Raw genomic sequence first — 20,994 nt, 5'->3', positions numbered from 1 at the left:
CTGGCAACATGACCACGGAGATGCTGACGAAATGTCTGATTACGGGCACGAACTTCTCTTCGGCACGTTTCTGACGCCCAGCGCTCAGGACCCCGACCACGTGGTGGCGCTCGCTGAGCTGACCGAAGCGGCGGGACTGGACCTCACCACCTTCCAGGACCACCCGTACAACGCCGAGTTCCTCGACACCTGGACCCTGCTGAGCTGGGTCGCGGCCCGCACCGAACGACTGCGGATCTCGGGAAACGTCCTCAGCCTCCCGCTGCGCCCGCCGGCCGTCCTGGCCAGGGCGGCGGCGAGCCTGGACCGGCTGTCCCACGGTCGTTTCGAGCTGGGCCTCGGCGCCGGCGCGTTCTGGGACGGGATCGAGGGCATGGGCGCTCGTCGGCTGACGGCGGGGCAGGGTGTCGAGGCGCTGCGCGAGGCGATCGACGTCCTGCGGGGGGTCTGGGACGCCGAGGCCCCCGGGCCGCTGCGGCGGGACGGGAAGTACTACCCGATCCCCGGCATGCGGCGCGGCCCCGCGCCGGCCCACGACATCGACATCTGGCTCGGCGCGTACCAGCCGAAGATGCTGGCGTTGACCGGTCAGAAGGCCAACGGCTGGCTGCCGACCCTGGAATACCTGCGGTCCCCGGACCGGGTGACCGCCAACCGGCTCATCGACGAGGCGGCGGTCGGGGCGGGACGTGACCCTCGGGAGATCCGGCGACTGCTCAATCTGTTCACTGTCGACGTCTCGTCGCGCAGCCGTGGCTTCCTCCAGGGCCCTGCGGAGCAGTGGGTCGAACAACTCCTCCCGCTGGTCCTGGAAGAGGGTTTCAGCACCTTCCTGATCGGCCGGGACGACCCGCGACTGATCCAGACCCTAGGGCAGGAGATCGCCCCCGCGCTGCGGGAGGCGGTCGCCAGAGAGCGGGCGGGAACCGCGTCCGGCACCGGACCGACCCACGCCGTCGCCGCCCGGTCCGAGCGGCACCCGGGCCTCGACTACGACGCGCTGCCCGCATCGCTGACCACCGGCGCCGTCGAGCCCGGCCATCCGGAGTACGAGGGTGTGCGCCACACCTACAGCTGGCAGGGGTCACCGGCTCTGGTGGTCCGGCCGCAGACCGCCGCCGAGGTGGTCGACGCCGTGTCTTACGCGCGGACCCAGGACGTCCCGTTGTCCGTGCGCAGCGGCGGGCACGGCATCAGCGGCCGGTCGACGAACGACGGCGGGATCGTCATCGACATGTCGAGGATGAACCGGGTCGAGGTGCTGGACCGGGCGACTCGCCGGATCCGGCTGGAGCCGGGCGCCCGCTGGGGGGAGGTGGCCCAGGCGCTCGCCCCGTACGGCCTGGCGATGAGCTCGGGTGACTACGGTGACGTGGGCGTCGGTGGCCTCGCCACCACCGGAGGCGTCGGCTATCTGGCGCGCCGGCACGGCCTGACCATCGACCACGTCGTCGCCGCCGAGATCGTCACCGCCGACGGCCGCCTGCTCCGGGTGGACGACGAGCACCATGCTGATCTGTTCTGGGCCGTCCGTGGCGCCGGTGGCAACTTCGGCGTCGTCACCGCCCTCGAACTGGAGGCGTACGAGGTCGACAAAGTCGTCTACGCCCACCTCGTCGCGGACGCCACCGACACCGCCCAACTGCTGCACCGTTGGGGCCGGCTCGTGGAGGACGCGCCGCGGGACCTGACGAGCTTCCTGTCCCTCTTCCCGGGCCGCCGTGGAAACCCCCCGATGGCCCAGGTCACCCTCGTGTACGCCGGTGACGACGTCGAGGCGGCGCAGTCCGCGCTGAGCCCGTTCCTGGAGATCGGCCCAATTCTCGATCAGCAGGCGCAACTCGTGCCGTACCCGGCGATCGTCGTGCCACCCGGCAACGGCCATCGGGGTCAGGGTCTGCGGGACACCCGCAGCGGGCTGTTGCACCACGTCACACCGGAGGCAGCCGACGTCATGGAAAACATGATCCGTTCCGGCGACGTGATGATCATGCAGCTCCGGTCCGTCGGCGCGGCGGTCAACGACGTCGCTCGCGACGCGACCGCCTACCCGCACCGGGAGCAGAACTTCTCGGTGCTCGCCGCCACGGTCCCGGACCGCAGGCCCCAACTCGACAAGCTGTGGGCCGAGCTGTACGCGCATCTCGACGGCATGTACCTCAGCTTCGAGTCCGACACCGACCCGGCTCGACTGCTGGATGCCTGGCCCGAGCCCACGCTGAGCCGACTGCGCGCGATCAAGGCCACGTACGACCCGGACAACGTCTTCAACCGGAACTTCCCGATCTCGCCGGCGACACCGGGCTGACCCGGTCGTCTAGAGCGTGCCGGACAGGTACTCCCTCCGTCGCTGCGGTTCGAACTTCTCGATCGCGTACCGCAGCATGACCCGGGGCATGGCGTGGTAGCGGCGGAGCAGGAACTCCTCCTCCGCCGCTCTGTCCCGGTTGCCCACCTCACGCAGCATCCAGCCCACCGCCTTGCGGACGAGGTCGTGCGGATCCTGGAGGAGCCGGTCGCTGAGCCGGAAGGTCCATTCGAAGTCGTCGGCCTTGATGAAGGCGAAAGTCGCCATGACGGCGATGCGCCGGTCCCACACCAGGTCAGAGCCGGCCAGCCGGTCCAGGACACCGCGCTCCTTGTCGACGAGCCAGGGGCCGACGATGTACGGCGCCGACGAGTCGACCAGGTCCCAGTTGTTGATGCGGTCGGTGTTGGCCAGGACGAGGCGGTAGATCTCGCTCCGTTCCTGCTCGTGGCCCCTGGTGAACTTGCGGACCAGGATGAGCAGCGACGTCAGCCTCTCCTCGTGCACGTCGGAGTGCAGCAGCGTCGTTGTCTCGGCCAGGGAGAGGTCGCGCCAGTATCTGCCGGCCACCGTGCGCTGGTCCGGCACGGACACGCCGATGGCCCGGTCGCCCTCGCCGTAACCGCCGGGGACCATCTGCAGGAAACGGCTCGACGCCTCGGCGCGACCCGGGTCGGCACGGCTGGCGAGGTCTAGACGGACGTCGACGCTCGTGGCCATGACCAGCAAGCTACCGTGCCGGTCGGTGGCCACGACGCCGCGTGCACAGCGAGCCGCCGCTGGCCACCTCAGCCGGCGCGGCGTAGCCGGCCGAGCATCCCGTTGAGGTCCTGGACGAACAGGTCGTGGCGGAAGAAGTGCCCGCCGGGCACCTCGCGCCACTCGTGCGGGATACCGGCCCGGGCGAGTGCGGCGCGGAACTCGCGCTGACCGGCGAGCACCTGGGTTTCGTTGACGGTGTCGAACCAGTTGATCGGGTCGGGTGACGTGCCGGCCGCCAGGAAGATCCGCTTGTTCTGGAAACTCGGGATGCGCTGGACCGGGTTGTCGGCGCTGACCCGCGCCTCGTCCCACAGCGGGATCCCGTAGACGGTGCCGCCGCCGAGGTCCAGCGCGGCGGAGGTGGCGTTGGCCCAGTGCACGACGAGCCCGAAGTCCCGCCGCAGGCTGGCCGGCCCGGAGTGTGAGCTGACCGAGCAGAAGTGGCCGTAGTACTTGGCCGCGTACTTCAACGCGCCGAAGCCCCCCATCGAGAAGCCGGCCACCGCGCGGCCGTTGTACTCGGCGAAGGTACGGAAGTTCGCGTCTATCCACGGCAGCAACTGGGCGATGTGGAAGGTCTCCCAGTTGCGCGGTCCCACGAAGCTGTTCACCGGATTGCAGTACCAGCCGGTCGACGCGTCCGGCATGACGACGATGACCTCCCGGCCGGCGGTCAGACCGATGATGTTGTCCTGGAGGTGGAAGGTGCGGAAGTCGGCGTTGCCACCGTGCAGCAGGTACAGCACGGGGTACCGCTTGCCGCTGGTGTGGTACCCGTCAGGCAGCAGCACGTTGACGCCGGGATCCCACTCGATGGCGTCCGTGGCGAAGCGGTAGTACTGGAGGCGGCCGCCGTTCTCGTTGCGGTCGACGATGCGCAGGCCGTACCCGTCGGTGGCGGCCATGGCGGCGGACGGTGCGGCGAGGGCGCCGGCGAACAGCCCGGCGGCGGCCACCGCCGCGGAGCCACCGATCAGCCGGCGCCGGCTGATCGACGCGGGCGGGGGTACGTCGAGCATTGGAGTCTCCCTGGGTCAGAAGGTGGTCTCGTTGGGCAGGCCGAAGAAGTCGTGCCATTTGGTGGCGCCGAGGAAGGCGGTGCCGGTGGAGAGGCCGACGTGGACGTCGTTGAAGCTGCCCTTGGTGAAGGCGACGATGTCGTCCTTGCCGTCGCCGTTGTAGTCACCCAGGTAGGGGAACTCGCCGGGCAGGCAGAAGAGGTCGTTCCACTTGACTGTGGTGCCGACGAACGAGGTGCCGGTGGAGACGGCGGCGTAGACGTCGGCGTCGGCGTTGCAGGTGAAGGTGACGATGTCGTCGCGTCCGTCGCCGTTGATGTCGCCGACGCGGGGTTGTTCGGTGCCGACGGCGAACAGGTCGTGCCACGTCTGTGCCGCCCCGAACGAGGCTCCCGTGGACAGGGCGACGATGACGTCCGACGCCGTGAGCGGCCCCTGGGTGAAGGTGATGATGTCGTCGCGGCCGTCACCGTCGACGTCGCCGAGGGCCGGATACTCCCCGGCGATCGAGAAGTACTCGTGCCACTTGAGCGCCGTTCCGGCGAACGACGAACCGGAGGACAACGCGACGTACACGTCCCCGGCGCCGTCGTGGGTGAAGGCGACGATGTCGTCGCGGCCGTCGCCGTTGACGTCCCCCACCGCGGCCACCTCGGCGTTCGGGGCGAACCAGTCGTGCCACTTCGTGGCGCCCGCGAACGACGACCCGTTCGACAGTGCCACGTACACGTCGGCGAGCGAGCCGTGGGTGAAGGCCACGATGTCGTCGCGCCCGTCGCCGTTGAAGTCCCCGGACAGCAGCGTCTCGTCGTTGAGCCCGAAGAATTCGTTCCACTTCACCGACGTCCCCGCGAACGAGGAGCCGGTGGACGCCGACACGTACACGTCGTTGAGTGAGCCGCGGGTGAAGGCGACGATGTCGTCGCGACCGTCACCGGTGAAGTCCGTCGGCGAGCCGGCCAGGTAGCGGCCGCCCGACGAGGCGCCGCAGTTGTCACTGACCAGGTACTTCTGGTTGTACTGGGCCGGATAGGGAGCGAGCGAGACGCCGTTGATGACGATCGTCTGTCCGACCCCGTTGTAGAGCTGCTCGTAGTGGACGTGCGGCCCGGAGGAGTTGCCGGTGCTGCCGGTGATGCCGATCTGCTGTCCCTGCTGCACGTACGCGCCATTGGCGACCGAGTAGGCGCTGAGATGGAAGTGGTAGGTCGTCCAGCCCCCACCGTGGTCGACGACGATGTAGTTGCCGGCCCCGCTGGGCTGGGAGTAGTGCCGGGCGACACCCGCTGCGGACGCCACCTGGGGGGTGCCTCCGGTGGCGCCGCCGTCGGCGCGCACGAAGTCCAACGCCTGCCGCACCTCCGCGCTGTGGTGGTCGTAGGTCCAGCGTTGTCCGCACGGGAACGGCGCTTTGAAGTTCGGTGCGGCCATCGCTGGCGAGGGTGACACCACCACGGCGGTCAGGACCGCCATGGCCAGGGTGAGCAGCGCGACCACGGCGCGGAGGACGGGGGTACGCGAAGGCCGGGACATGGCGGGACTCCTGACGTACTCAGAGGGTGGTTTCGCCGTTGAGGCCGAAGAAGTCGTGCCATTTGGTGGCGCCGAGGAAGGCGGTGCCGGTGGAGAGGCCGACGTGGACGTCGTTGAAGCTGCCCTTGGTGAAGGCGACGATGTCGTCCTTGCCGTCGCCGTTGTAGTCACCCAGGTAGGGGAACTCGCCGGGCAGGCAGAAGAGGTCGTTCCACTTGACTGTGGTGCCGACGAACGTGGTGCCGGTGGAGACGGCGGCGTAGACGTCGGCGTCGGCGTTGCAGGTGAAGGTGACGATGTCGTCGCGTCCGTCGCCGTTGATGTCGCCGACGCGGGGTTGTTCGGTGCCGACGGCGAACAGGTCGTGCCACGTCTGGGGCGCGCCGAATCCGCTTCCTGTGGAGAGGGAGACGATCACGTCCGACGCCGTGAGCGGCCCCTGCGTGAACGTGATGATGTCGTCGCGGCCGTCACCGTTGACATCGCCGAGGGCAGGAAACTCGCCGGGGATGGAGAAGTAGTCGTGCCATTTGAGGCCGGGGCCGAAGCCTGTGCCGGTGGAGAGCGCCACGTAGACGTCGGCGTTCGTGTCGTGGGTGAACGCGATGATGTCGTCGCGTCCGTCGCCGTCGACGTCGCCGACCGCACCGACCTCCGCGCCCGGCGCGAACCAGTCATGCCACTTCAGGCCACCGCCGAAGCTGGTGCCGGTGGAGAGGGCCACGTACACGTCGGCGAGCGAGCCGTGGGTGAAGGCCACGATGTCGTCGCGCCCGTCGCCGTTGAAGTCCCCGGACAGCAGGGTCTCCCCGTTGAGGCCGAAGAAGTCGTTCCACTTGACGGACGTACCGGTGAACGCGCTGCCGGTGGAGGTGGCCACGTAGACGTCGTTGAGGCTGCCCTGTGTGAAGCTCACGACGTCGTCCCGGCCGTCGCCGGTGAAGTCCGTCGGTGACCCCGCCAGGTAGCGGCCTCCCGAGCCGCCGGCGTTGACCAGGGAGATGTAGTAGTTCCAGTTCCAGTTCGGACCGGGATCGGTGTGGTCGTTGCCGGGCATCTCGTTGTGCCCCCTGATCGCCGCGCGGGTCTTGGGCAGCCCGTACTTGTCACAGAGGTAGCGGGTCAGCGCGGCCGACGACCGGTACATGGCGTCGGTGAACCAGGTTGGGTTGTCCACGAACCCCTCGTGCTCGATGCCCACCGCGTAGGGGTTGGCCGAGCGCGCGTGGTAGGCCGTGTCTCCCTCGCGCACCATCTGGGTGATCTCACCGTTGCTGGACTTCACCACGTAGTGCGCGCTCACCCCCGCCGACGGGTTCTGGAACCAGCTCACCGTGCCGGCGTACGACCCCTGGGTCACGTGCACCACGACGGTGGTGATCCGTGACGACCGGCCGGCCTGGTAGTTGCCGCCGTAGGCGGAGACCCAGCGGGCGGGCCCGTACTCGGGCACCGCCGCCGCCGCGGCGACGTTCGGGCCGGCGCCGGCCGGGGTGATCGACGCGTACCGGCCCAGTTCGGGGCGCACCGGCTGCGCGGCGACCCGCGCGGTGGTGGCCGCGATGCCGGTCCGCAGCAGATCGTAGACGTGGTCGGCGTAGAGCCGGGCCGTCGAGTCGTCGGTGGCGGCGCTGTAGCGCGCCACCACCGGGTACCAGGCGGAGAGCCGGTCGCGTGCACCGGCGGTCAGTCCCTCGCTGTCGGCCAGGTCACGCAGCACCGCGGCGCCTCCGCGAATGTTGGCGGAGCTGACCGAGCGCAGCCGGTCGACCGGCTCGCCGGTGAGCGTGGCCGCCCGTTCCAGGCTGTGCTGGGTGGGGTTGCTGACGAGGTGCATGACGCCGAATCCGTTGGCCTGGCTGGGCAGGCCGCCGTGCCCGTCCAGTCGGGTCTCGCCGTAGCCCACGGCGACCAGCAGGTCGCGGGGCACGTCGAACTCGACGGAGGCCCGGGCGAAGTCCGCGGCGAGCGGGCCGGGCGCCACGGGACGGGCCGCGTCGGCCGGCGCGGTCGCGACCTGCGCGGCGAGCACCGCCGCCAGAATGAGGGCGCACCTGCGCCTGGTCAGCCGCATGGGGTCTCCAATCCGCGGGTCACAGCGTCGTCTCGCCGTTGAGGCCGAAGAAGTCGTGCCATCTGGTGGCGCCGAGGAAACCGGTGCCGGTGGAGCGTGCGACGTGGACGTCGTTGGTGCCGCCCTTGGTGAAGACGATGAGGTCGTCCCTGCCGTCCCCGTCGGCGTCACCGAGGTAGGGGAACTCGCCGGCGAGGCAGAAGTAGTCGTTCCACTTCACTGTGGTCCCGGCGAAGCCGGTGCCGGTGGAGGTGGCGGCGTACACGTCGGCGTCGGCGTTGCAGGTGAAGGTGACGATGTCGTCGCGGCCGTCGCCGTTGATGTCACCGACGCGGGGCAGTTCGGCGCCGACGGCGAACAGGTCGTGCCACTTCTGCGCGGCACCGAACGAGCTGCCGTTCGACAGGGCGACGATGACGTCGCTGGCGGTGGCGGGGCCCTGGGTGAAGGTGACGAGGTCGTCGCGGCCGTCGCCGTTGACGTCACCGAGCGCGGGAAACTCGCCGAACGGGCTGAAGTACTCGTGCCACTTGAGGCCGGGGCCGAAGCCGGTGCCGGTGGACAGCGCGACGTACACGTCTCCGGCGGGGTTGTGGGTGAACGCGACGATGTCGTCGCGCCCGTCACCGTCGACGTCGCCGACCGCGCCGATCTCCGCACCCGGTGCGAACCAGTCGTGCCACTTCCCTTCGCCGCCGAACGAAGTTCCGGTGGACAGCGCGACGTACACGTCGCCGGTGTTGCTGTGGGCGAAGGTGACGATGTCGTCCCGGCCGTCGCCGTTGACGTCGCCGGTGGAGGCGGTCTCGCCACCGATGGAGAAGAAGTCGTTCCACTTCACCGAGGTGCCGGCGAACGAGCTACCGGTGGAGGTGGCCACGTAGACGTCGGCGAGGGCGTTCTGGGTGAAGCCGACGATGTCGTCGCGGCCGTCGCCGGTGACATCGGTCGCGGATCCGCCGGCGATGGCGTGGGTCCGGGCCGCCTCGTTGAGCTGGGCCCGTGCGGTGGCGGCCGCCTGGTCGTACCGGTCGGGAAACCCCGACCGTTGGACGCACTGGGCGACCTGGCCGGCGCTGAACCCCGGGTTGTTGCGGTCGCAGACGATCGCCCGGGTGACGTACTGGGTGCTGGCGTAGACCGGGTCCATGATCTGCTCCGGCGTTCCCCAGCCGTAGTCCCAGCGCTGCTGGAAGACCCCGAGCGACGACTTGTCGCCACACGGCAGGTTGTTCATGTGTGACTCGACCCAGCCCGCCTCGAAGGCGGACAGCGTCACCTTGTCGTTGGCGTTGTGCGCGCGGGCGACCCGGTAGACGACCAGGGTCACCGCGGGGTCGCGGTTGGCCGGGATGGAGGTGCAGGCCAGGGTGCCGACCGGGTCGGCCTGCGCGGGCACCGCCGTGACCGTCGCCGCGGCGGTGCCGAGGGCGACCAACAGGGCCAGGAGAGTACGTCTCACGCTGCTCCTCCCAGGGGGTCGAGCGGCCATCCTGGTGGCGTCGCGAACCGCCTCGGACACCCGTATCGAATGCTGAGAGTGTCATCAGGGCGATGATCGATGTCAATGCGCCATGAAGAATTCCTTCATTGCACGGGTCAGGGCGGGCAGGTATTGACACCGACGATTGTCGCGGGTTTACTCGCCCGCAACCGGTGTCGAGGGCATCGATCCGACCGGAGGGGACAGTCATGGGTGTGCGTCGTCGCTCGCTGCTCGGTCGCGCCGCCGCGATAGGTGCGGCCGGCGCGCTCGGTGCCGTCGGCACGGTCCTGACAACGGCAGCGCCGGCCCAGGCCGCGGTGTGGAAGAAGCGGTTGACCGGTGCCGACCTCGACACCTCCAGCCGCTGGCGGGTGGCCGGCACCGATCTGGGCATCCCGTACGTGCTGGAGAACGGCTCGATCGGCTACCTCTTCGGCGACACCTTCGACACGCCGTGGCCCGAGGGACCGCCCGTGCCGAACGACTGGCGCTCACCGGTGATGCTGCGTTCCGCCGTCCACCCCGCCGCGGCGGGTGGAGTGGTCTTCGACAGCGCGGCGCGGGTGGCCGGCAACGGGCGCGCGCCCGAGCTGATGCACAACGGCCACCACGGCATCGGCATCGACGGCCTGCCGGAGGTGACAGTCATCCCCAACGACGGCATCAGCTTCCCGGAGACCGGCCGGCAGGTCATCTCCTACATGAGCATCGAGAACTGGAACTCCGCCGGCCCGGCCGGGCCGCAGTGGAAGTCCCGCTACGCGGGGCTGGCGTTCTCCGACAACGGCAACGACTTCGTCCGTACGCCGCTCAAGTGGTGGAACAGCCCGGACAACCGGGACCCGTTCCAGATGTGGACCATGCAGCGCGACGGCGATCACGTCTACGTCTTCTCGGTGCGCGCCGGGCGGCAGGACGGCCCGATGATGCTGCGCCGCGTCCGCTGGGACCGGCTGTTCTACCCCGAGTCGTACGAGGGCTGGGGCTGGAACGGCACCAACTGGGGCTGGGGCCGGCCCTGCACACCCATCCTCACCGGCCGTTTCGGTGAACCATCGGTGCGCCGCCTGGCCGACGGGACCTGGGTGATGTCATACCTGAACTGCCAGAACGGGTGCCTGGTCACCCGGACCGCGTCCGGACCGGACCGGGCGTGGACGGCGGAGAAGATCCAGGTGACGAGCTGGCAGGAGCCGGCTCTCTACGGTGGGTTCATCCATCCCTGGTCGAGTCGCAACGCCAACGATCTTCACCTGATGGTCTCCAAGTGGACGCGTACGCCGGACGGCCGCAGCACCGCCTACCACGTCAGCCAGTTCGCCGGCTCGGTGTGACGAGGCGCTGACCTGGCGCTCCCGGGCCCGACCTGCCTGAGCTGATCGGCGGGAACGCGGCCCGCCACGTTCCGGGCGGGGTGTGAGTGGGTGAGTCAGGGGGTAGGACCAAGATTGACGACGAACGCCCCGGAGCGCAGCTGACGGGGTGCCGGCCATCCCGGAATGTCGCATTTTGGCGGACGCTGATCGAGGAGGGCCCACGGCGATGACGCAGCCGACGATGCAACCCGCTGACGCGTTGGCCGAGCTGAGCCGGGTCAGACTCGACGAGATCAGCCTCGACGACATGCTGGGCCGGATCGCCGAACTCGCCAACCGGAGCATTCCCGGGACCAGGGAGGTGACCGTCACCCTGGTTCGGGGTCAGGTCGGTTCGACCGGGGCGTTCACCGGCGAGTTGGCCCGTAAGTTGGACGAGTGGCAGTACGAGGAGCACCGCGGCCCCTGCCTGGACGCGTCCGCCAGCGGTGACACCATCTCGGTGCCGGACATGACCACCGAAGAGCGCTGGCCGGCATGGGCGGAGAAGGCCCGCGCCGCCGGGGTGCAGAGCTCTCTCTCGATCGGGCTTCCCATCCAGGGGTCGGTGGTGGGCGCGCTCAACGTCTACAGCGACTCGCCGAACGCCTTCGATTCGTCCTCGATCGCCAACGCGGAAGGCTTCGCCGCGTACGCGGCGGTGGCCCTGGCCAACGCGCACCTGTACGAGAACGCCGCCACACTGGCAGCGCAGATGCAGGAGGCGATGCGCAGCCGGGCCGTGATCGAGCAGGCCAAAGGGATCATCATGGGGGACCGGCGGTGCTCGTCGGAGGAGGCGTTCGCGCTGCTGTCGAAGATCTCCCAGGACACCAACCGCAAGGTGCGCGAGGTCGCGGAGGCCCTTGTCGCCCAGGCCGTCGGAAAGAAGCGCGGGTGAGCCACGCCGCGACTGCACGCTGCTCACCGACAGGGTCACCCGCGCGAGGCGGGTGGCCCTGTCGGCAGGTCACGCGGAACGGACCACCGCCCGCCTGATTCCGGTCAGCTCTCCGACGGCTTGCGCACCGCGTCGCGTACCCGGTCGATGACGGCCAGCACCGGGCCAGCGGCCAGGTTGCCCTTCGCGGACTGGGCGATGGGATGCGGCCGCGTCGGCGCGGACGCCTCCGCCGCCCGCACGGCGGTGGCGAGGCCGCGCAGCCGGTCGACCGGGACGTGCTGGCGCAGCTGGGGGAACTCGTAGCGTTCCTCGTAACGGGCGTGCGTGAGTACGGCGTCGCGCAGCAGGACGATCCCGGTGTCGAAGCCGTCGGCGTCCACACCGCCCTTGATCAGGGTTTGCAGGGTCTCCTTCGCCTGCCGCTCCTCGTCGAGCCGGTCGTCGACCATCGCGTCCCCACCCCCACCGGGCAGCGTCCGTGCGAGCGGGTGGACGACCTCCTCCTCGGCGGTCTCGTGCGCGGCGAGGAGCTTGACCAGATCGTCGAAGGCGTCCCGCCGGGTGTCGCCGGTGCTGCCGATGACCAGCAGGAAGAGCTGCTCGATCTGGGCGTGCTGCGCGAGCAGCAGGTCGACCACGTCCTCCTCGGGCCCGGGCGTGGTCGGAGCGTCGGCGTCAGGCATGGCTGCCTCCTTCGGCGCGCAGCGCCTCGATCGGGTGCGGCCCCTCGGTCTCCATCCGGTACTCGTCGCCGAAGCGTTCCCGGTGCATGTCGATGACCTGCTCGCTCGGCGGCTTCTGGCCGTCGTGCAGTTGCTCCTGCATCCACTCGAAACGCTCGTGGGCCTCTCGGACGTAGCCCTCGCCGAGCTTGGTGAGATCCATCTGGGTGGCCAGCAGGTGGCGCAGGTAGTCCTTGTTGGGTTCGAAGGTCAGCGGCTCCGGCAACCCGGCCGTGCCGACGATCTCCTCGGGTTCCCGGCCGTCGTGCCGGCGCAACAAGTCGGCGGCCTGCTGGAGGTGAGCCAGCTCCATCTGCAGGTGCAGCTCCCAGACCGCCTTGATCCGGGGGTCGCTCTCCTGTTGCAGGAAGGAGTAGTAGAGCCAGCACTCGTTGTACTCGTGGGTGAGCAGCCGCTCCCACCAGTTCTCGCCCGGGTCCAGCAGGGACTCGTAGTGGGTGACGTGCTCCTGCTCGATCAGGCTGATCTCCTGGTAGAGCTGGCGCGCGATCGGTTCCATGTACTGCGGGCCGACGTTCATGTAGTAGAACATCACCTGCTGCTCTGCCGAGAGGATCGTCAACGCGTGCAGCTTCGAGCGCGGGTCCACCGAGTTGCGGTCGTACGGGGTGCGAACCTCGTCGAAGGGGTGCCGGTGCTCCTGAATGGTCGGCCGACCCGGCATGACCTCGGTGAGACCGTTGACGATCTTCTCCGCCTTACGCCGTTCGACCATCTCGTAGAGGTTGGCGTAGCGGTACAGGTGGTCGAAGTCCTCCAGCACGCCGAACTCGTACGCCTGCTTGAGGTAGGGGTCGGGTTCGTGTCGGGCCACCCAGGCGGTGAGGTCGACGGCCACCTGTTCGTAGCCGAGCGTCGTCTCGAGCACGCTGGCGACGCCGGGAAGCAGCCAGTTCACCACCCTCTGCTGCTGGCTCTCCACGTACCGGACGTAGGCGAGCTGCCGGCGGACCTCCTGGTCCGGGCAGTTCCGGGCGAACTGGTGCTGGAAGTTGATCGCCTCGACCTCGATGCCGTTCATCGTGATGATCCGGCACCGGGTGTACGGGTCGACCGCCTCCGGGTCGATCGGCTCGACGTTCAGTTCACGCCAGTTGCGGATCTGACCGTCGAGCGGGATTCCTTTGTGGTCCAGGGGATTGAACATCTCTCTCCTTTGTCGGGGGAGGTGGGACATACGCGGAGGGCGCGGTGCGGCGCCACCCGGGCCGCGCTGAGGACACGACCGTGGGGTGGTGGCTGCGGAAGAGGAATCCGGTCCGTCACACGTTGCCTCCGCCATCGACGAGGGTGCCCACCCGCCGCGTGTGGGCGCGAGGCAGGGATGACCATCGAAGGGCGCGTGTCTTGACCCGAAAATCACGCTACCCACGGCAAGCGGGCACAAACCAAACCGTCCTCCGCGACCTGGATCCGGCGGCCACGCGAGGCTGGAGACGGGTGTGAGTACCCGTCCACTGGGTAGGGCGTCCACCATGCTGAAGAGAGCGGTGTGGCAGGGACTGGTGGCAGGTCTGGTGGGGGCGGCGGTGATGACGGCTGCCGAGAAGGTCGAGCAACGGGTGACAGGCCGACCCGACTCGTACGTGCCGGCCCGGGTGCTGGCACGGCTGACTGGCCTGCCGGAACGTCCGGGGCAGCAGCCGCGGTGGCAGAACCTGGCGATGCACTACGGGCAGGGCGCGCTGGTCGGCGTGCTGCGAAGTGTCATGGCCCAGGCCGGCCTGCGCGGCACCTGGGCGTCGGGAATGTTCACGGCGGTGCGCCTGACCAGCGACCAGATCCTGGAGAACGCCACCGGTGTGGGGCGACGCCCGCTGACCTGGCCACGTGCGGAACTCGCCATCGACATGGTGCACAAGTCCATCTACGGGTTCGCCACCGGCGCGGTGGCGGATGTGCTCGCCGCCCGCGACGGCGCCGGACCTGGACAGCGGCACGCGGCACTCCGACCCGGTCGTCACTCGGACGTCGGCCCGCTGCCGCGTGCCGCGGTGCGCCGGGGCTGACGCGTCACCTGCCACTGTCGGCCGAGGTGCTGCGGGCGGGGCAGTGGAGTGATTAGCTGCACGGATGATCGCTCCCGTTTCCCTCGGCACCTGGCCGACTCCGCTGGAGGCCGCGCCCCGGCTCGCCGCCCGGCTGGGCCTGGCCGACCTCTGGTTCAAGCGTGACGACCTCAATGGCCTCGGCGGGGGCGGCAACAAGATCCGCAAGTTGCAGTACACCTGCGCCGAGGCGCTCGCAGTCGGCGCCACCACCGTGATCACCTCCGGCGCGCCGCAGAGCAACCACGCCCGCCTCACCGCCGCCGCGGCCGCCCGGCTCGGCCTCGCCTGCGTGCTGGTGCTGGACGGCCCGCCCCCGGACGACCAGCGCGGCAACCTGCTGCTCGACGGGCTCGCCGGCGCCGAGATCGTCTGGGGCGGGCACCGACCGCTCGCCGAGGTGGTGGCGCACGAGGCGGAGAGCCGATCGGCGTACCTCATCCCGTTCGGCGGCACCTCGCCCGCGTCCACCCAGGGTTACGTGGACTGCGCTCGGGAGTTGCGCGCCCAGGTGCCGGACATCGACTCGGCCGAGGTCGTGGTCGCGCTCGGCTCCGGTGGGACGATGGCCGGCCTCGTACGGGAGTTGGGCGCCGAGCGGGTGGTCGGCGTGAGTGTCGGTGCCGTGCCCGACCCCCGCGCTACTGTCGTCGGGCTGCTCGTCGGCGAGGTCGAGCCGGGCGCGCTGCGGATCGACGGCTCCCAGGTGGGCGCCGGGTACCGCACGTTCACCGACGCGGCGCGGGCGGCGTTGGAGACGACCGCGCGCGACGAGGGGGTCTTCCTGGACCCGACGTACACCGGTCGGGCGATGGCTGCGCTGCTGGCCGGCAGCTTCCCGCACGGCGACCGGGTGATCTTTCTGCACACCGGCGGCCTTCCCGGCCTCTTCGGCCATCCGCAGGTCTAGGTCCCAGGGTCTCATTCGGGCCAGGCGGACTCCTCGATGACCCGGACGAAGTCGATGTGGCGGTAGCCGGGCACCCGGTGCTCGAGCACGTCACCGTTGACGGTGCCGAAGGTGGTGTCCGGCCGGTGCCGGAAGCCGTCGGCGAACGCGTCGACGATGGCTAGCTTGAAGTTCGGCCGCGGGTGAGCCGTGGTGACCGCCGCGATGTCGGCGGGCGACAACTCGTGGTAGCCGATGCCGAGCACGTCCGTCTCGACCCCGGCGGTGACGAGGGCGACCTCGGGCTCCAGGCGGTACGGGACCTCCGGTGTGGTGTGCAGGGCGATGCCCTCCCACACGAGCCGCGCCTCGCGCTCGCCGATGCCGTTCGACCGGAGGAAACGGCGTGCCTCGTCCGCGCCGTCGAGTTCGAAGCGCTGATCGTCGCGGCGGTAGCGTTCGGTCAGCCCCAGGTCGTGGAACATCGCACCCACGTAGAGCAGCTCGGGGTCGGCCTTCAGGCCGAGCCGCCGACCCTGGAGCGAGCCGAAGACGAAGACCCGCCGGGAGTGATGGAACAGCAGGTCGTCGGTGGCCTGGCGGACGAGCTCGGTGGCGTCGTTCGCGAGCCGTGAGTCGGGGATCTCGATGCCGGCGATCGTCTGGCTCATGGAGGTTCCTGTCGGTCCGGGAGCCCGGCCGGGCTCCGATGCGTCAAGCGTCACCCGAACGGACCGACCAGCGCCCCGTCCCATCTGCCATGCTTCCCTCAGATCGGGACATGGGTGAAGGGGGCCAACGCTGTGGGCAGTCCGGCGGCGGAGCCGCACCGGGTGACGGCTCTGGTCTTCGACGGGATGAAGCTACTCGACCTGGCCGGGCCGTTCGAGGTATTCGCGGAGGCCGCCAGGTTCGGCGCACCGTACGAGCTGGAGGTGCGCTCCAGCGACGGCGCCGCGGTGCGCGCCTCGACGGGTATGCGCGTCCCCGTGGACGGCGACGTGGACTCGGCGACCGACGTCGGGACCGCCCTCGTGGTCGGCGGCGATGCGCTCCCGACGAGCCCGATCAGTGCTGAACTCACCGCCGCCGCGACGGCCCTGTCCCGCCGGGCCGCTCGTACGGCCTCGGTCTGCACCGGCGCCTTCGTGCTGGCCGGCGCCGGCCTGCTGGACGGCCGGCGCGCGACGACGCACTGGCAGCACGCTCGACTGCTCGCTGCCGCGTTCCCGAGGGTGCGGGTGGAGCCCGATGCCATCTTCGTGCAGGACGGGACGATCTTCACGTCCGCCGGTGTGTCCGCCGGCATCGACCTCGCGCTGGCCCTGGTGGAGCGCGACCACGGCGAGGAGATCGCCCGGTCGGTCGCGCAGTCTCTGGTCGTGTTCCTGCAACGGCCCGGCGGTCAGTCGCAGTTCTCTCCTTCGCTGGCCCTGCCCCGGCCGGGCACCCCGGTGCTGCGGCAGGTGACTGACGCGGTGGCAGCGGACCCGGCTGGCGACCACTCGGTGACCGCCCTCGCCAGTCGGGCTCATGTCAGCCCGCGTCACCTCTCCCGGCTGTTCCGGCAGGAGTTGGGCAGCAGCCCCAGCAAGTACGTGGAGGGCGTGCGGGTCGACGCGGCCATCCGCCTGCTGCACGCGGGCCAGTCGGTCACCGCCTGCGCCCAACAGGTCGGCATCGGCAGCCCGGAGACGTTGCGCCGGATGTTCCTCGCCCGGGTTGGAGTGTCGCCACGGGCCTACCAGCAGCGGTTCCGCACGACGGCACGTGTCCCGGAGACGGTGCTGGACGACGAGGATGTCGTCGAACCGTGACCGCGCGACCGCTGCCCGTCGCTCCCGCGCTGATCAGGGTGCGACGTGGCGGTGCCCTCCGGTGGGGTCGCACCGAAGGGCACCGCGCCGAGATGTGGAACGGGGGTCAGGCCGTGGCGAACTGCTCGCGGTGGTCGTTGGCGAACTCGGCGAAGCTCCGCGGCGCCCGGCCGACGACGTTCTCGACATGATCGTTGGTGAAGTCGCCCCAACCGGAGCCGTAGGCGACCCGGTACTCGGCGAGGACCTCCGCCGTCCACTGGTCGAGGCCCGCCCGGAGCAGGTTGTCGCGTGCCTCTTCCGGGCTCTGCGGTACGTAGCGTACCGGCTGTCCGAGCGTACGGGCGATGTCGTCGGCGGCCTGGTGCAGGGTGATGCTCTCCGGGCCGGTGGGCGTGTAGATCCTGCTCTCGTGCCGCTCGGGCGCGGCGAGGATCGCCGCCCCTGTGGCGGCGATGTCCCGTGCGTCGATCACACCGACCCGCGCCTCGCCGAAGAGCCCGTAGAGGTGCTCTCCGGCCTTGGAGCCGAGCAGGTTCTGCATGAAGTAGCTCGGGCGCAGGATCGTCCAGGGGATGCCCGACTCCTGCAGCTCGGCGTCGGAGAGCGCGTGCAGGCGGCCGTTGCGGGTGGGCGCGTCGTGTGCGGCACCGATGGCGGAGAGCCGGACGATGTGCCGCACTCCGGCCTGCCGGGCGGCCCACACCGCGTTCATGCTCTGGCTCGGCGCCGTCGGGCCCATCGGCGTCAGCAGCCACAGCGTCGTCACGCCCTCGAACGCCGGGGTCAGCGTGGCGGGGCTGTCCAGGTCGCCGACGACGTAGTCGACACCGTCGAGCCTGGGCGTACGGGACATGTCCCGTACGAGGGCGCGCACCGACTGCGCGCCGGCGAGTTCCCGCAGCACCTCCCTCGACACGGTGCCGTTTGCTCCGGTGATCAGAATGGTCATGGTCGTCCTCCCGGTCAGGTGGACCGCGGTCGGGCCGCTGGTCGACGTCAACGACGATATAGTCCAAAAGTTGTACCGTCCAATGATTGGACCACCTTATGAAGCGCAGCACACTCAAGGAGCAGGACCCGGACCTCGGCATCCTGGCCGTGCAGCTCTCCGCGCGCGTCCAGCGCGAGATCTTTCGGCGCTCCGCCGAGCACGGGTTCGACGACGTTCGGCCCCGCCACGGCGCGGTGCTCGCGTACCTGGACGCGGAGGGCACCCGCCCCGGCGAGCTGGCCCGCCTGGCCGGCCGCAACAAGCAGACGATGGGCGCGATCCTCGACGAGTTGGAGCGGCTGGGCTACGTCCGGCGTACGCCCGACCCGGCCGACCGTCGGGCGAAGCTGATCGTGCCGACCGATCGGGGCCTCAGGTTCATGGAGCTCTCGGACGGGATCGTGAACCTGATCGAGCAGAAACTCTCCGACACGCTCGGTTCCGATCTCTATCGGGATTTCCGCAGCGCGCTGGGCCGTGGCGTGGCGAGCCTTCCGGCAACCGGTCACGACACCGAGGGCTGAGACGGCGTCACCCGTCGCGCCCCTGTTGGGCTGCGTAGGGCCGCGAAGGTGTCGTCCGGCTGATGTCGGGAACGCGGCATCCCGCAGAGACGCAGGCGGTTCCGTGGTGATCGGGAAGGGGCAGCGATGAGCCCGAAGAGTGCTCAGGGCGACGCGAGCGGCAGGTCGGGCGTCGAGGGCGTCGACATGAAGCTGGAGGTGATCGTCATCCCGGTGTCGGACGTCGACCGCGCGAAGGCGTTCTACGTACGCCTCGGGTGGCGCCTCGACCAGACGCCGCCGGGCATCGTCCAGCTGACGCCGCACGGTTCCGGGTGCTCCGTGCAGTTCGGCCCCGGGCTCACGCCGGCGGCGCCCGGCTCGGCCATGGCCTACCTGGTCGTGTCCGACATCGAGGCGACCCGCAACGCCCTGGTCTCCGCCGGTGTCGAGGTCGGCGGGGTCTTCCACGTCAGCCCGGCCGGCCCGGTCGACGGGCTGGACCCGGAGCGGCGCAGCTATGTCTCGCGCGCCACGTTCCGCGACCCGGACGGCAACACCTGGCTGATGCAGGAGATCACGAACAGGCTTCCGGGTCGGATCGAGAGTGGGCTGACGTCGTACGGCTCGGCGACCGACCTGGCGAGCGCGATGCGACGCGCGGCTGCCGCCCACGGCGAGCACGAGGAGCGCACCGGCCAGCGGGACGAGAACTGGCCCGACTGGTACGCGGCGTACATGGTCAGCGAGCAGTCGGGGGCCACGCCACCCGAGTGAGACCCGCGACGCGAGGCGGCGGTCGGCCGGTCAGCGCAGCCCACGGACGAGGTTGTCGACCAGGGTGCGGGCGAAGTCCTCGGTGAGCGGCAGGTCGGGGACGAGGAGCCGGTGGTAGCAGGCGCCCCAGAGCTGGTCGACCACGGATTCTGGGTCGATGTCGGCGCGTAGCTGCCCCCGGGCCATGGCCCGGGTGAGGGCTTCCACGGCGAGGGCCCGGCGGGGGCCCGAGTAGCGCTGCCGATAGGCGTCGGCCAGCTCGGGGTCGGTCTGCGCCTGCGCGATGAGGTGGGCGATGACCCGCCCGGCGGGGGTGTCGCGCACGAGGTGGACGAAGGCGACGAGTTGGTTGGTCAGGTCGGCGACGATGTCGGCGGTGTCGGTGAAGGCCAACGTGGGCGCGACGACGGTGAAGTAGCCGTCCAGGGCGAGTGCCCCCTTGGAGGGCCACCACTTGTAGATCGTCATCCGGCTGGCCCCGGCCTGGGCGGCGACCTTCTCGATGGTGAAGCCGGCCATGCCCTCGGCCAGCAGCAGATCACCGGCGGCCGTGAGGATCTCCGCGCGTACCTGGTCGGCGGGTCGGCGACCACGGCCACGCCGGGGTGGCGTGTTCGCATCTGGAGTGAGCTGGGCCACTGGTCCTCCGAGTTATATGGACAGAGTGTCTTCGTGCTGGTTATATGGACACAGCGTACACAACGGTGCCCCGACAGCAGGACGCACCGCGACGACGACCGAAGGAGACGAGGAACATGACGGGTCTACGACGGCGACAGTTGGGTGCCTCCGGGCCGGAAGTGTCGATCATCGGCCTCGGTGCGATGGGCATGTCGGACCTGTACGGGCCGGCCGACGAGGCGGAGAGCATCGCGACCCTGCACGCGGCGATCGACGCCGGTGTGAACCTGGTCGACACCGCCGACTTCTACGGGTCGGGCCACAACGAGATGCTGATCGGCCGGGTGCTGCGGGAGCGCCGCCGGGAGGAGCTGGTGATCAGCGTCAAGTTCGGCGCGCGCCGGACACCGGACGGCGGGTTCCAGGCGGCACCGTACGACGTGTCGGCGGCGGCGGTGAAGGACCGGCTGGCGTACTCGCTGCGCCGGTTGGGCACCGACTACATCGACATCTACCGGCCGTCGCGGCTGAACCCACAGGTGCCGGTCGAGGAGACCGTGGGCGCGCTGCTCGACATGCAGCAGGCCAGCTACATCCGGCACATCGGGCTCTCCGAGGTGAGCGCGGACAGCATCCGTCGGGCCGCCGCGGTGGCACCGATCAGTGACGTCCAGATCGAGTACTCGCTGCTGTCGCGTGGCCCGGAGGCCACGATCCTGCCGGCGCTGCGCGAGCTGGGCATCGGCCTGACCGCCTACGGTGTGCTGTCCCGAGGTCTGCTCAGCGGGCACTGGTCGGCCGACCGTGAGCTGACCGGCACGGACTTCCGGGCGAACAGCCCACGGTTCCAGGGCGAGCACCTGGCCGCGAACCTGCGCCTCGTGGACGCGCTCGGCCGGGTCGCCCAGCGGCTGGGAGCGACCACGAGTCAGGTGGCGATCGCCTGGGTCGCCGCGCAGGGTGAGCAGATCGTGCCACTGGTCGGCGCGCGGCGGCGGGATCGGCTGGCCGAGTCGTTGGCCGCGGCCGACCTGACGCTGGATCAGGAGACGTTGGACGAGATCGAGCGTGCCGTGCCGCCCGGTGCCGCCTCCGGGCAGCGGTATGCGGCGCCGATGATGGACCTGCTCGACAGCGAGAAGTGACGGTCACGTCAGGGAG

Annotated in this window: 19 protein-coding genes; 9 read left to right on the top strand and 10 right to left on the bottom strand. The window is 70.0% G+C overall.

The window, feature by feature from the left end:
* Positions 1 to 31 precede the first annotated feature (31 nt).
* Entirely contained in the window at positions 32 to 2,308 is a 2,277-nt protein-coding gene (locus AC3CF1_RS06795; RefSeq protein WP_488449850.1) for an LLM class flavin-dependent oxidoreductase, read from the top strand.
* Positions 2,309 to 2,317: 9 nt separating this feature from the next.
* On the opposite strand, the gene AC3CF1_RS06790 is transcribed toward AC3CF1_RS06795, so the two are convergent.
* The 5 genes from AC3CF1_RS06790 to AC3CF1_RS06770 form a co-directional block, all read right to left on the bottom strand.
* A complete protein-coding gene (locus AC3CF1_RS06790; RefSeq protein ID WP_488449849.1) occupies positions 2,318 to 3,028 on the bottom strand; it encodes a DNA alkylation repair protein in 711 nt (236 codons plus the stop codon).
* 68 nt (positions 3,029 to 3,096) lie between these two features.
* The gene (locus tag AC3CF1_RS06785) at positions 3,097 to 4,089 is read right to left on the bottom strand and encodes an alpha/beta hydrolase (protein ID WP_210926710.1); all 993 of its coding nucleotides are present in this window, start codon (positions 4,087 to 4,089) and stop codon (positions 3,097 to 3,099) included.
* A gap of 15 nt (positions 4,090 to 4,104) precedes the next feature.
* The gene (locus AC3CF1_RS06780; protein WP_488452046.1) at positions 4,105 to 5,562 is read right to left on the bottom strand and encodes an FG-GAP-like repeat-containing protein; all 1,458 of its coding nucleotides are present in this window, start codon (positions 5,560 to 5,562) and stop codon (positions 4,105 to 4,107) included.
* Between the two features lie 79 nt (positions 5,563 to 5,641).
* Positions 5,642 to 7,696 carry an N-acetylmuramoyl-L-alanine amidase gene (locus tag AC3CF1_RS06775; protein ID WP_488449848.1) on the bottom strand — a complete coding sequence of 685 codons (2,055 nt, stop codon included), beginning with the start codon at positions 7,694 to 7,696 and terminating at the stop codon, positions 5,642 to 5,644.
* A gap of 19 nt (positions 7,697 to 7,715) precedes the next feature.
* Positions 7,716 to 9,158, bottom strand: a complete 1,443-nt coding sequence (locus AC3CF1_RS06770) for an FG-GAP repeat domain-containing protein (protein ID WP_355159877.1) — start codon at positions 9,156 to 9,158, stop codon at positions 7,716 to 7,718.
* A 230-nt stretch (positions 9,159 to 9,388) separates the two neighbouring features.
* On the opposite strand from AC3CF1_RS06770, the gene AC3CF1_RS06765 reads away from it, so the two are divergent.
* Together AC3CF1_RS06765 and AC3CF1_RS06760 are read left to right on the top strand one after the other, a co-directional pair.
* A complete protein-coding gene (locus AC3CF1_RS06765) occupies positions 9,389 to 10,516 on the top strand; it encodes a glycoside hydrolase family 183 protein (RefSeq protein WP_327644621.1) in 1,128 nt (375 codons plus the stop codon).
* A 208-nt stretch (positions 10,517 to 10,724) separates the two neighbouring features.
* Positions 10,725 to 11,438 (top strand): GAF and ANTAR domain-containing protein, encoded by a 714-nt coding sequence (locus AC3CF1_RS06760; protein WP_328534008.1) that lies wholly within the window; start codon positions 10,725 to 10,727, stop codon positions 11,436 to 11,438.
* A gap of 104 nt (positions 11,439 to 11,542) precedes the next feature.
* Here the strand turns inward: AC3CF1_RS06760 and AC3CF1_RS06755 are convergent, their stop codons facing one another.
* Both AC3CF1_RS06755 and AC3CF1_RS06750 read right to left on the bottom strand, forming a co-directional pair.
* Positions 11,543 to 12,124, bottom strand: a complete 582-nt coding sequence (locus tag AC3CF1_RS06755; protein WP_488449847.1) for a hemerythrin domain-containing protein — start codon at positions 12,122 to 12,124, stop codon at positions 11,543 to 11,545.
* Entirely contained in the window at positions 12,117 to 13,331 is a 1,215-nt protein-coding gene (locus tag AC3CF1_RS06750) for a hypothetical protein (protein ID WP_088948868.1), read from the bottom strand. Before AC3CF1_RS06750 ends, AC3CF1_RS06755 begins: the two co-directional genes overlap by 8 nt.
* 328 nt (positions 13,332 to 13,659) lie before the next feature.
* On the opposite strand from AC3CF1_RS06750, the gene AC3CF1_RS06745 reads away from it, so the two are divergent.
* Positions 13,660 to 14,193 carry a hypothetical protein gene (locus AC3CF1_RS06745; RefSeq protein WP_488449846.1) on the top strand — a complete coding sequence of 178 codons (534 nt, stop codon included), beginning with the start codon at positions 13,660 to 13,662 and terminating at the stop codon, positions 14,191 to 14,193.
* A gap of 64 nt (positions 14,194 to 14,257) precedes the next feature.
* Positions 14,258 to 15,142, top strand: a complete 885-nt coding sequence (locus AC3CF1_RS06740) for a pyridoxal-phosphate dependent enzyme (protein WP_488449845.1) — start codon at positions 14,258 to 14,260, stop codon at positions 15,140 to 15,142.
* An 11-nt stretch (positions 15,143 to 15,153) separates the two neighbouring features.
* On the opposite strand, the gene AC3CF1_RS06735 is transcribed toward AC3CF1_RS06740, so the two are convergent.
* Complete coding sequence (locus AC3CF1_RS06735; protein ID WP_488449844.1) at positions 15,154 to 15,792, bottom strand: HD domain-containing protein; 639 nt, start codon at positions 15,790 to 15,792, stop codon at positions 15,154 to 15,156.
* A gap of 162 nt (positions 15,793 to 15,954) precedes the next feature.
* Here AC3CF1_RS06735 and AC3CF1_RS06730 point away from each other — a divergent pair, with 162 nt between their 5' ends.
* Positions 15,955 to 16,938 (top strand): GlxA family transcriptional regulator, encoded by a 984-nt coding sequence (locus AC3CF1_RS06730; protein ID WP_488449843.1) that lies wholly within the window; start codon positions 15,955 to 15,957, stop codon positions 16,936 to 16,938.
* A gap of 106 nt (positions 16,939 to 17,044) precedes the next feature.
* On the opposite strand, the gene AC3CF1_RS06725 is transcribed toward AC3CF1_RS06730, so the two are convergent.
* The gene (locus AC3CF1_RS06725) at positions 17,045 to 17,890 is read right to left on the bottom strand and encodes an SDR family oxidoreductase (RefSeq protein WP_354980857.1); all 846 of its coding nucleotides are present in this window, start codon (positions 17,888 to 17,890) and stop codon (positions 17,045 to 17,047) included.
* A 98-nt stretch (positions 17,891 to 17,988) separates the two neighbouring features.
* On the opposite strand from AC3CF1_RS06725, the gene AC3CF1_RS06720 reads away from it, so the two are divergent.
* Positions 17,989 to 18,456 carry a MarR family winged helix-turn-helix transcriptional regulator gene (locus tag AC3CF1_RS06720; RefSeq protein ID WP_357965516.1) on the top strand — a complete coding sequence of 156 codons (468 nt, stop codon included), beginning with the start codon at positions 17,989 to 17,991 and terminating at the stop codon, positions 18,454 to 18,456.
* A gap of 126 nt (positions 18,457 to 18,582) precedes the next feature.
* Complete coding sequence (locus AC3CF1_RS06715; RefSeq protein WP_488449842.1) at positions 18,583 to 19,212, top strand: VOC family protein; 630 nt, start codon at positions 18,583 to 18,585, stop codon at positions 19,210 to 19,212.
* 30 nt (positions 19,213 to 19,242) lie between these two features.
* On the opposite strand, the gene AC3CF1_RS06710 is transcribed toward AC3CF1_RS06715, so the two are convergent.
* Positions 19,243 to 19,851 carry a TetR/AcrR family transcriptional regulator gene (locus AC3CF1_RS06710; protein WP_088948863.1) on the bottom strand — a complete coding sequence of 203 codons (609 nt, stop codon included), beginning with the start codon at positions 19,849 to 19,851 and terminating at the stop codon, positions 19,243 to 19,245.
* Between the two features lie 116 nt (positions 19,852 to 19,967).
* Here AC3CF1_RS06710 and AC3CF1_RS06705 point away from each other — a divergent pair, with 116 nt between their 5' ends.
* The gene (locus AC3CF1_RS06705) at positions 19,968 to 20,978 is read left to right on the top strand and encodes an aldo/keto reductase (protein ID WP_488449841.1); all 1,011 of its coding nucleotides are present in this window, start codon (positions 19,968 to 19,970) and stop codon (positions 20,976 to 20,978) included.
* The last annotated feature ends 16 nt before the right edge of the window (positions 20,979 to 20,994 follow it).

The organism is Micromonospora sp. MGP-C2 (assembly GCF_057766525.1).
This window is presented reverse-complemented; position numbering and strand designations above follow the sequence as displayed.

Coding starts and splice junctions, on each gene's coding strand:
- AC3CF1_RS06795 (WP_488449850.1), top strand. CDS start 32: ATGTCTGATTACGGGCACGAACTTCTCTTCGGCACGTTTCTGACGCCC.
- AC3CF1_RS06790 (WP_488449849.1), bottom strand. CDS start 3,028: ATGGCCACGAGCGTCGACGTCCGTCTAGACCTCGCCAGCCGTGCCGAC.
- AC3CF1_RS06785 (WP_210926710.1), bottom strand. CDS start 4,089: ATGCTCGACGTACCCCCGCCCGCGTCGATCAGCCGGCGCCGGCTGATC.
- AC3CF1_RS06780 (WP_488452046.1), bottom strand. CDS start 5,562: ATGGCGGTCCTGACCGCCGTGGTGGTGTCACCCTCGCCAGCGATGGCC.
- AC3CF1_RS06775 (WP_488449848.1), bottom strand. CDS start 7,696: ATGCGGCTGACCAGGCGCAGGTGCGCCCTCATTCTGGCGGCGGTGCTC.
- AC3CF1_RS06765 (WP_327644621.1), top strand. CDS start 9,389: ATGGGTGTGCGTCGTCGCTCGCTGCTCGGTCGCGCCGCCGCGATAGGT.
- AC3CF1_RS06760 (WP_328534008.1), top strand. CDS start 10,725: ATGACGCAGCCGACGATGCAACCCGCTGACGCGTTGGCCGAGCTGAGC.
- AC3CF1_RS06755 (WP_488449847.1), bottom strand. CDS start 12,124: ATGCCTGACGCCGACGCTCCGACCACGCCCGGGCCCGAGGAGGACGTG.
- AC3CF1_RS06750 (WP_088948868.1), bottom strand. CDS start 13,331: ATGTTCAATCCCCTGGACCACAAAGGAATCCCGCTCGACGGTCAGATC.
- AC3CF1_RS06745 (WP_488449846.1), top strand. CDS start 13,660: ATGCTGAAGAGAGCGGTGTGGCAGGGACTGGTGGCAGGTCTGGTGGGG.
- AC3CF1_RS06740 (WP_488449845.1), top strand. CDS start 14,258: ATGATCGCTCCCGTTTCCCTCGGCACCTGGCCGACTCCGCTGGAGGCC.
- AC3CF1_RS06735 (WP_488449844.1), bottom strand. CDS start 15,792: ATGAGCCAGACGATCGCCGGCATCGAGATCCCCGACTCACGGCTCGCG.
- AC3CF1_RS06725 (WP_354980857.1), bottom strand. CDS start 17,890: ATGACCATTCTGATCACCGGAGCAAACGGCACCGTGTCGAGGGAGGTG.
- AC3CF1_RS06720 (WP_357965516.1), top strand. CDS start 17,989: ATGAAGCGCAGCACACTCAAGGAGCAGGACCCGGACCTCGGCATCCTG.
- AC3CF1_RS06715 (WP_488449842.1), top strand. CDS start 18,583: ATGAGCCCGAAGAGTGCTCAGGGCGACGCGAGCGGCAGGTCGGGCGTC.
- AC3CF1_RS06705 (WP_488449841.1), top strand. CDS start 19,968: ATGACGGGTCTACGACGGCGACAGTTGGGTGCCTCCGGGCCGGAAGTG.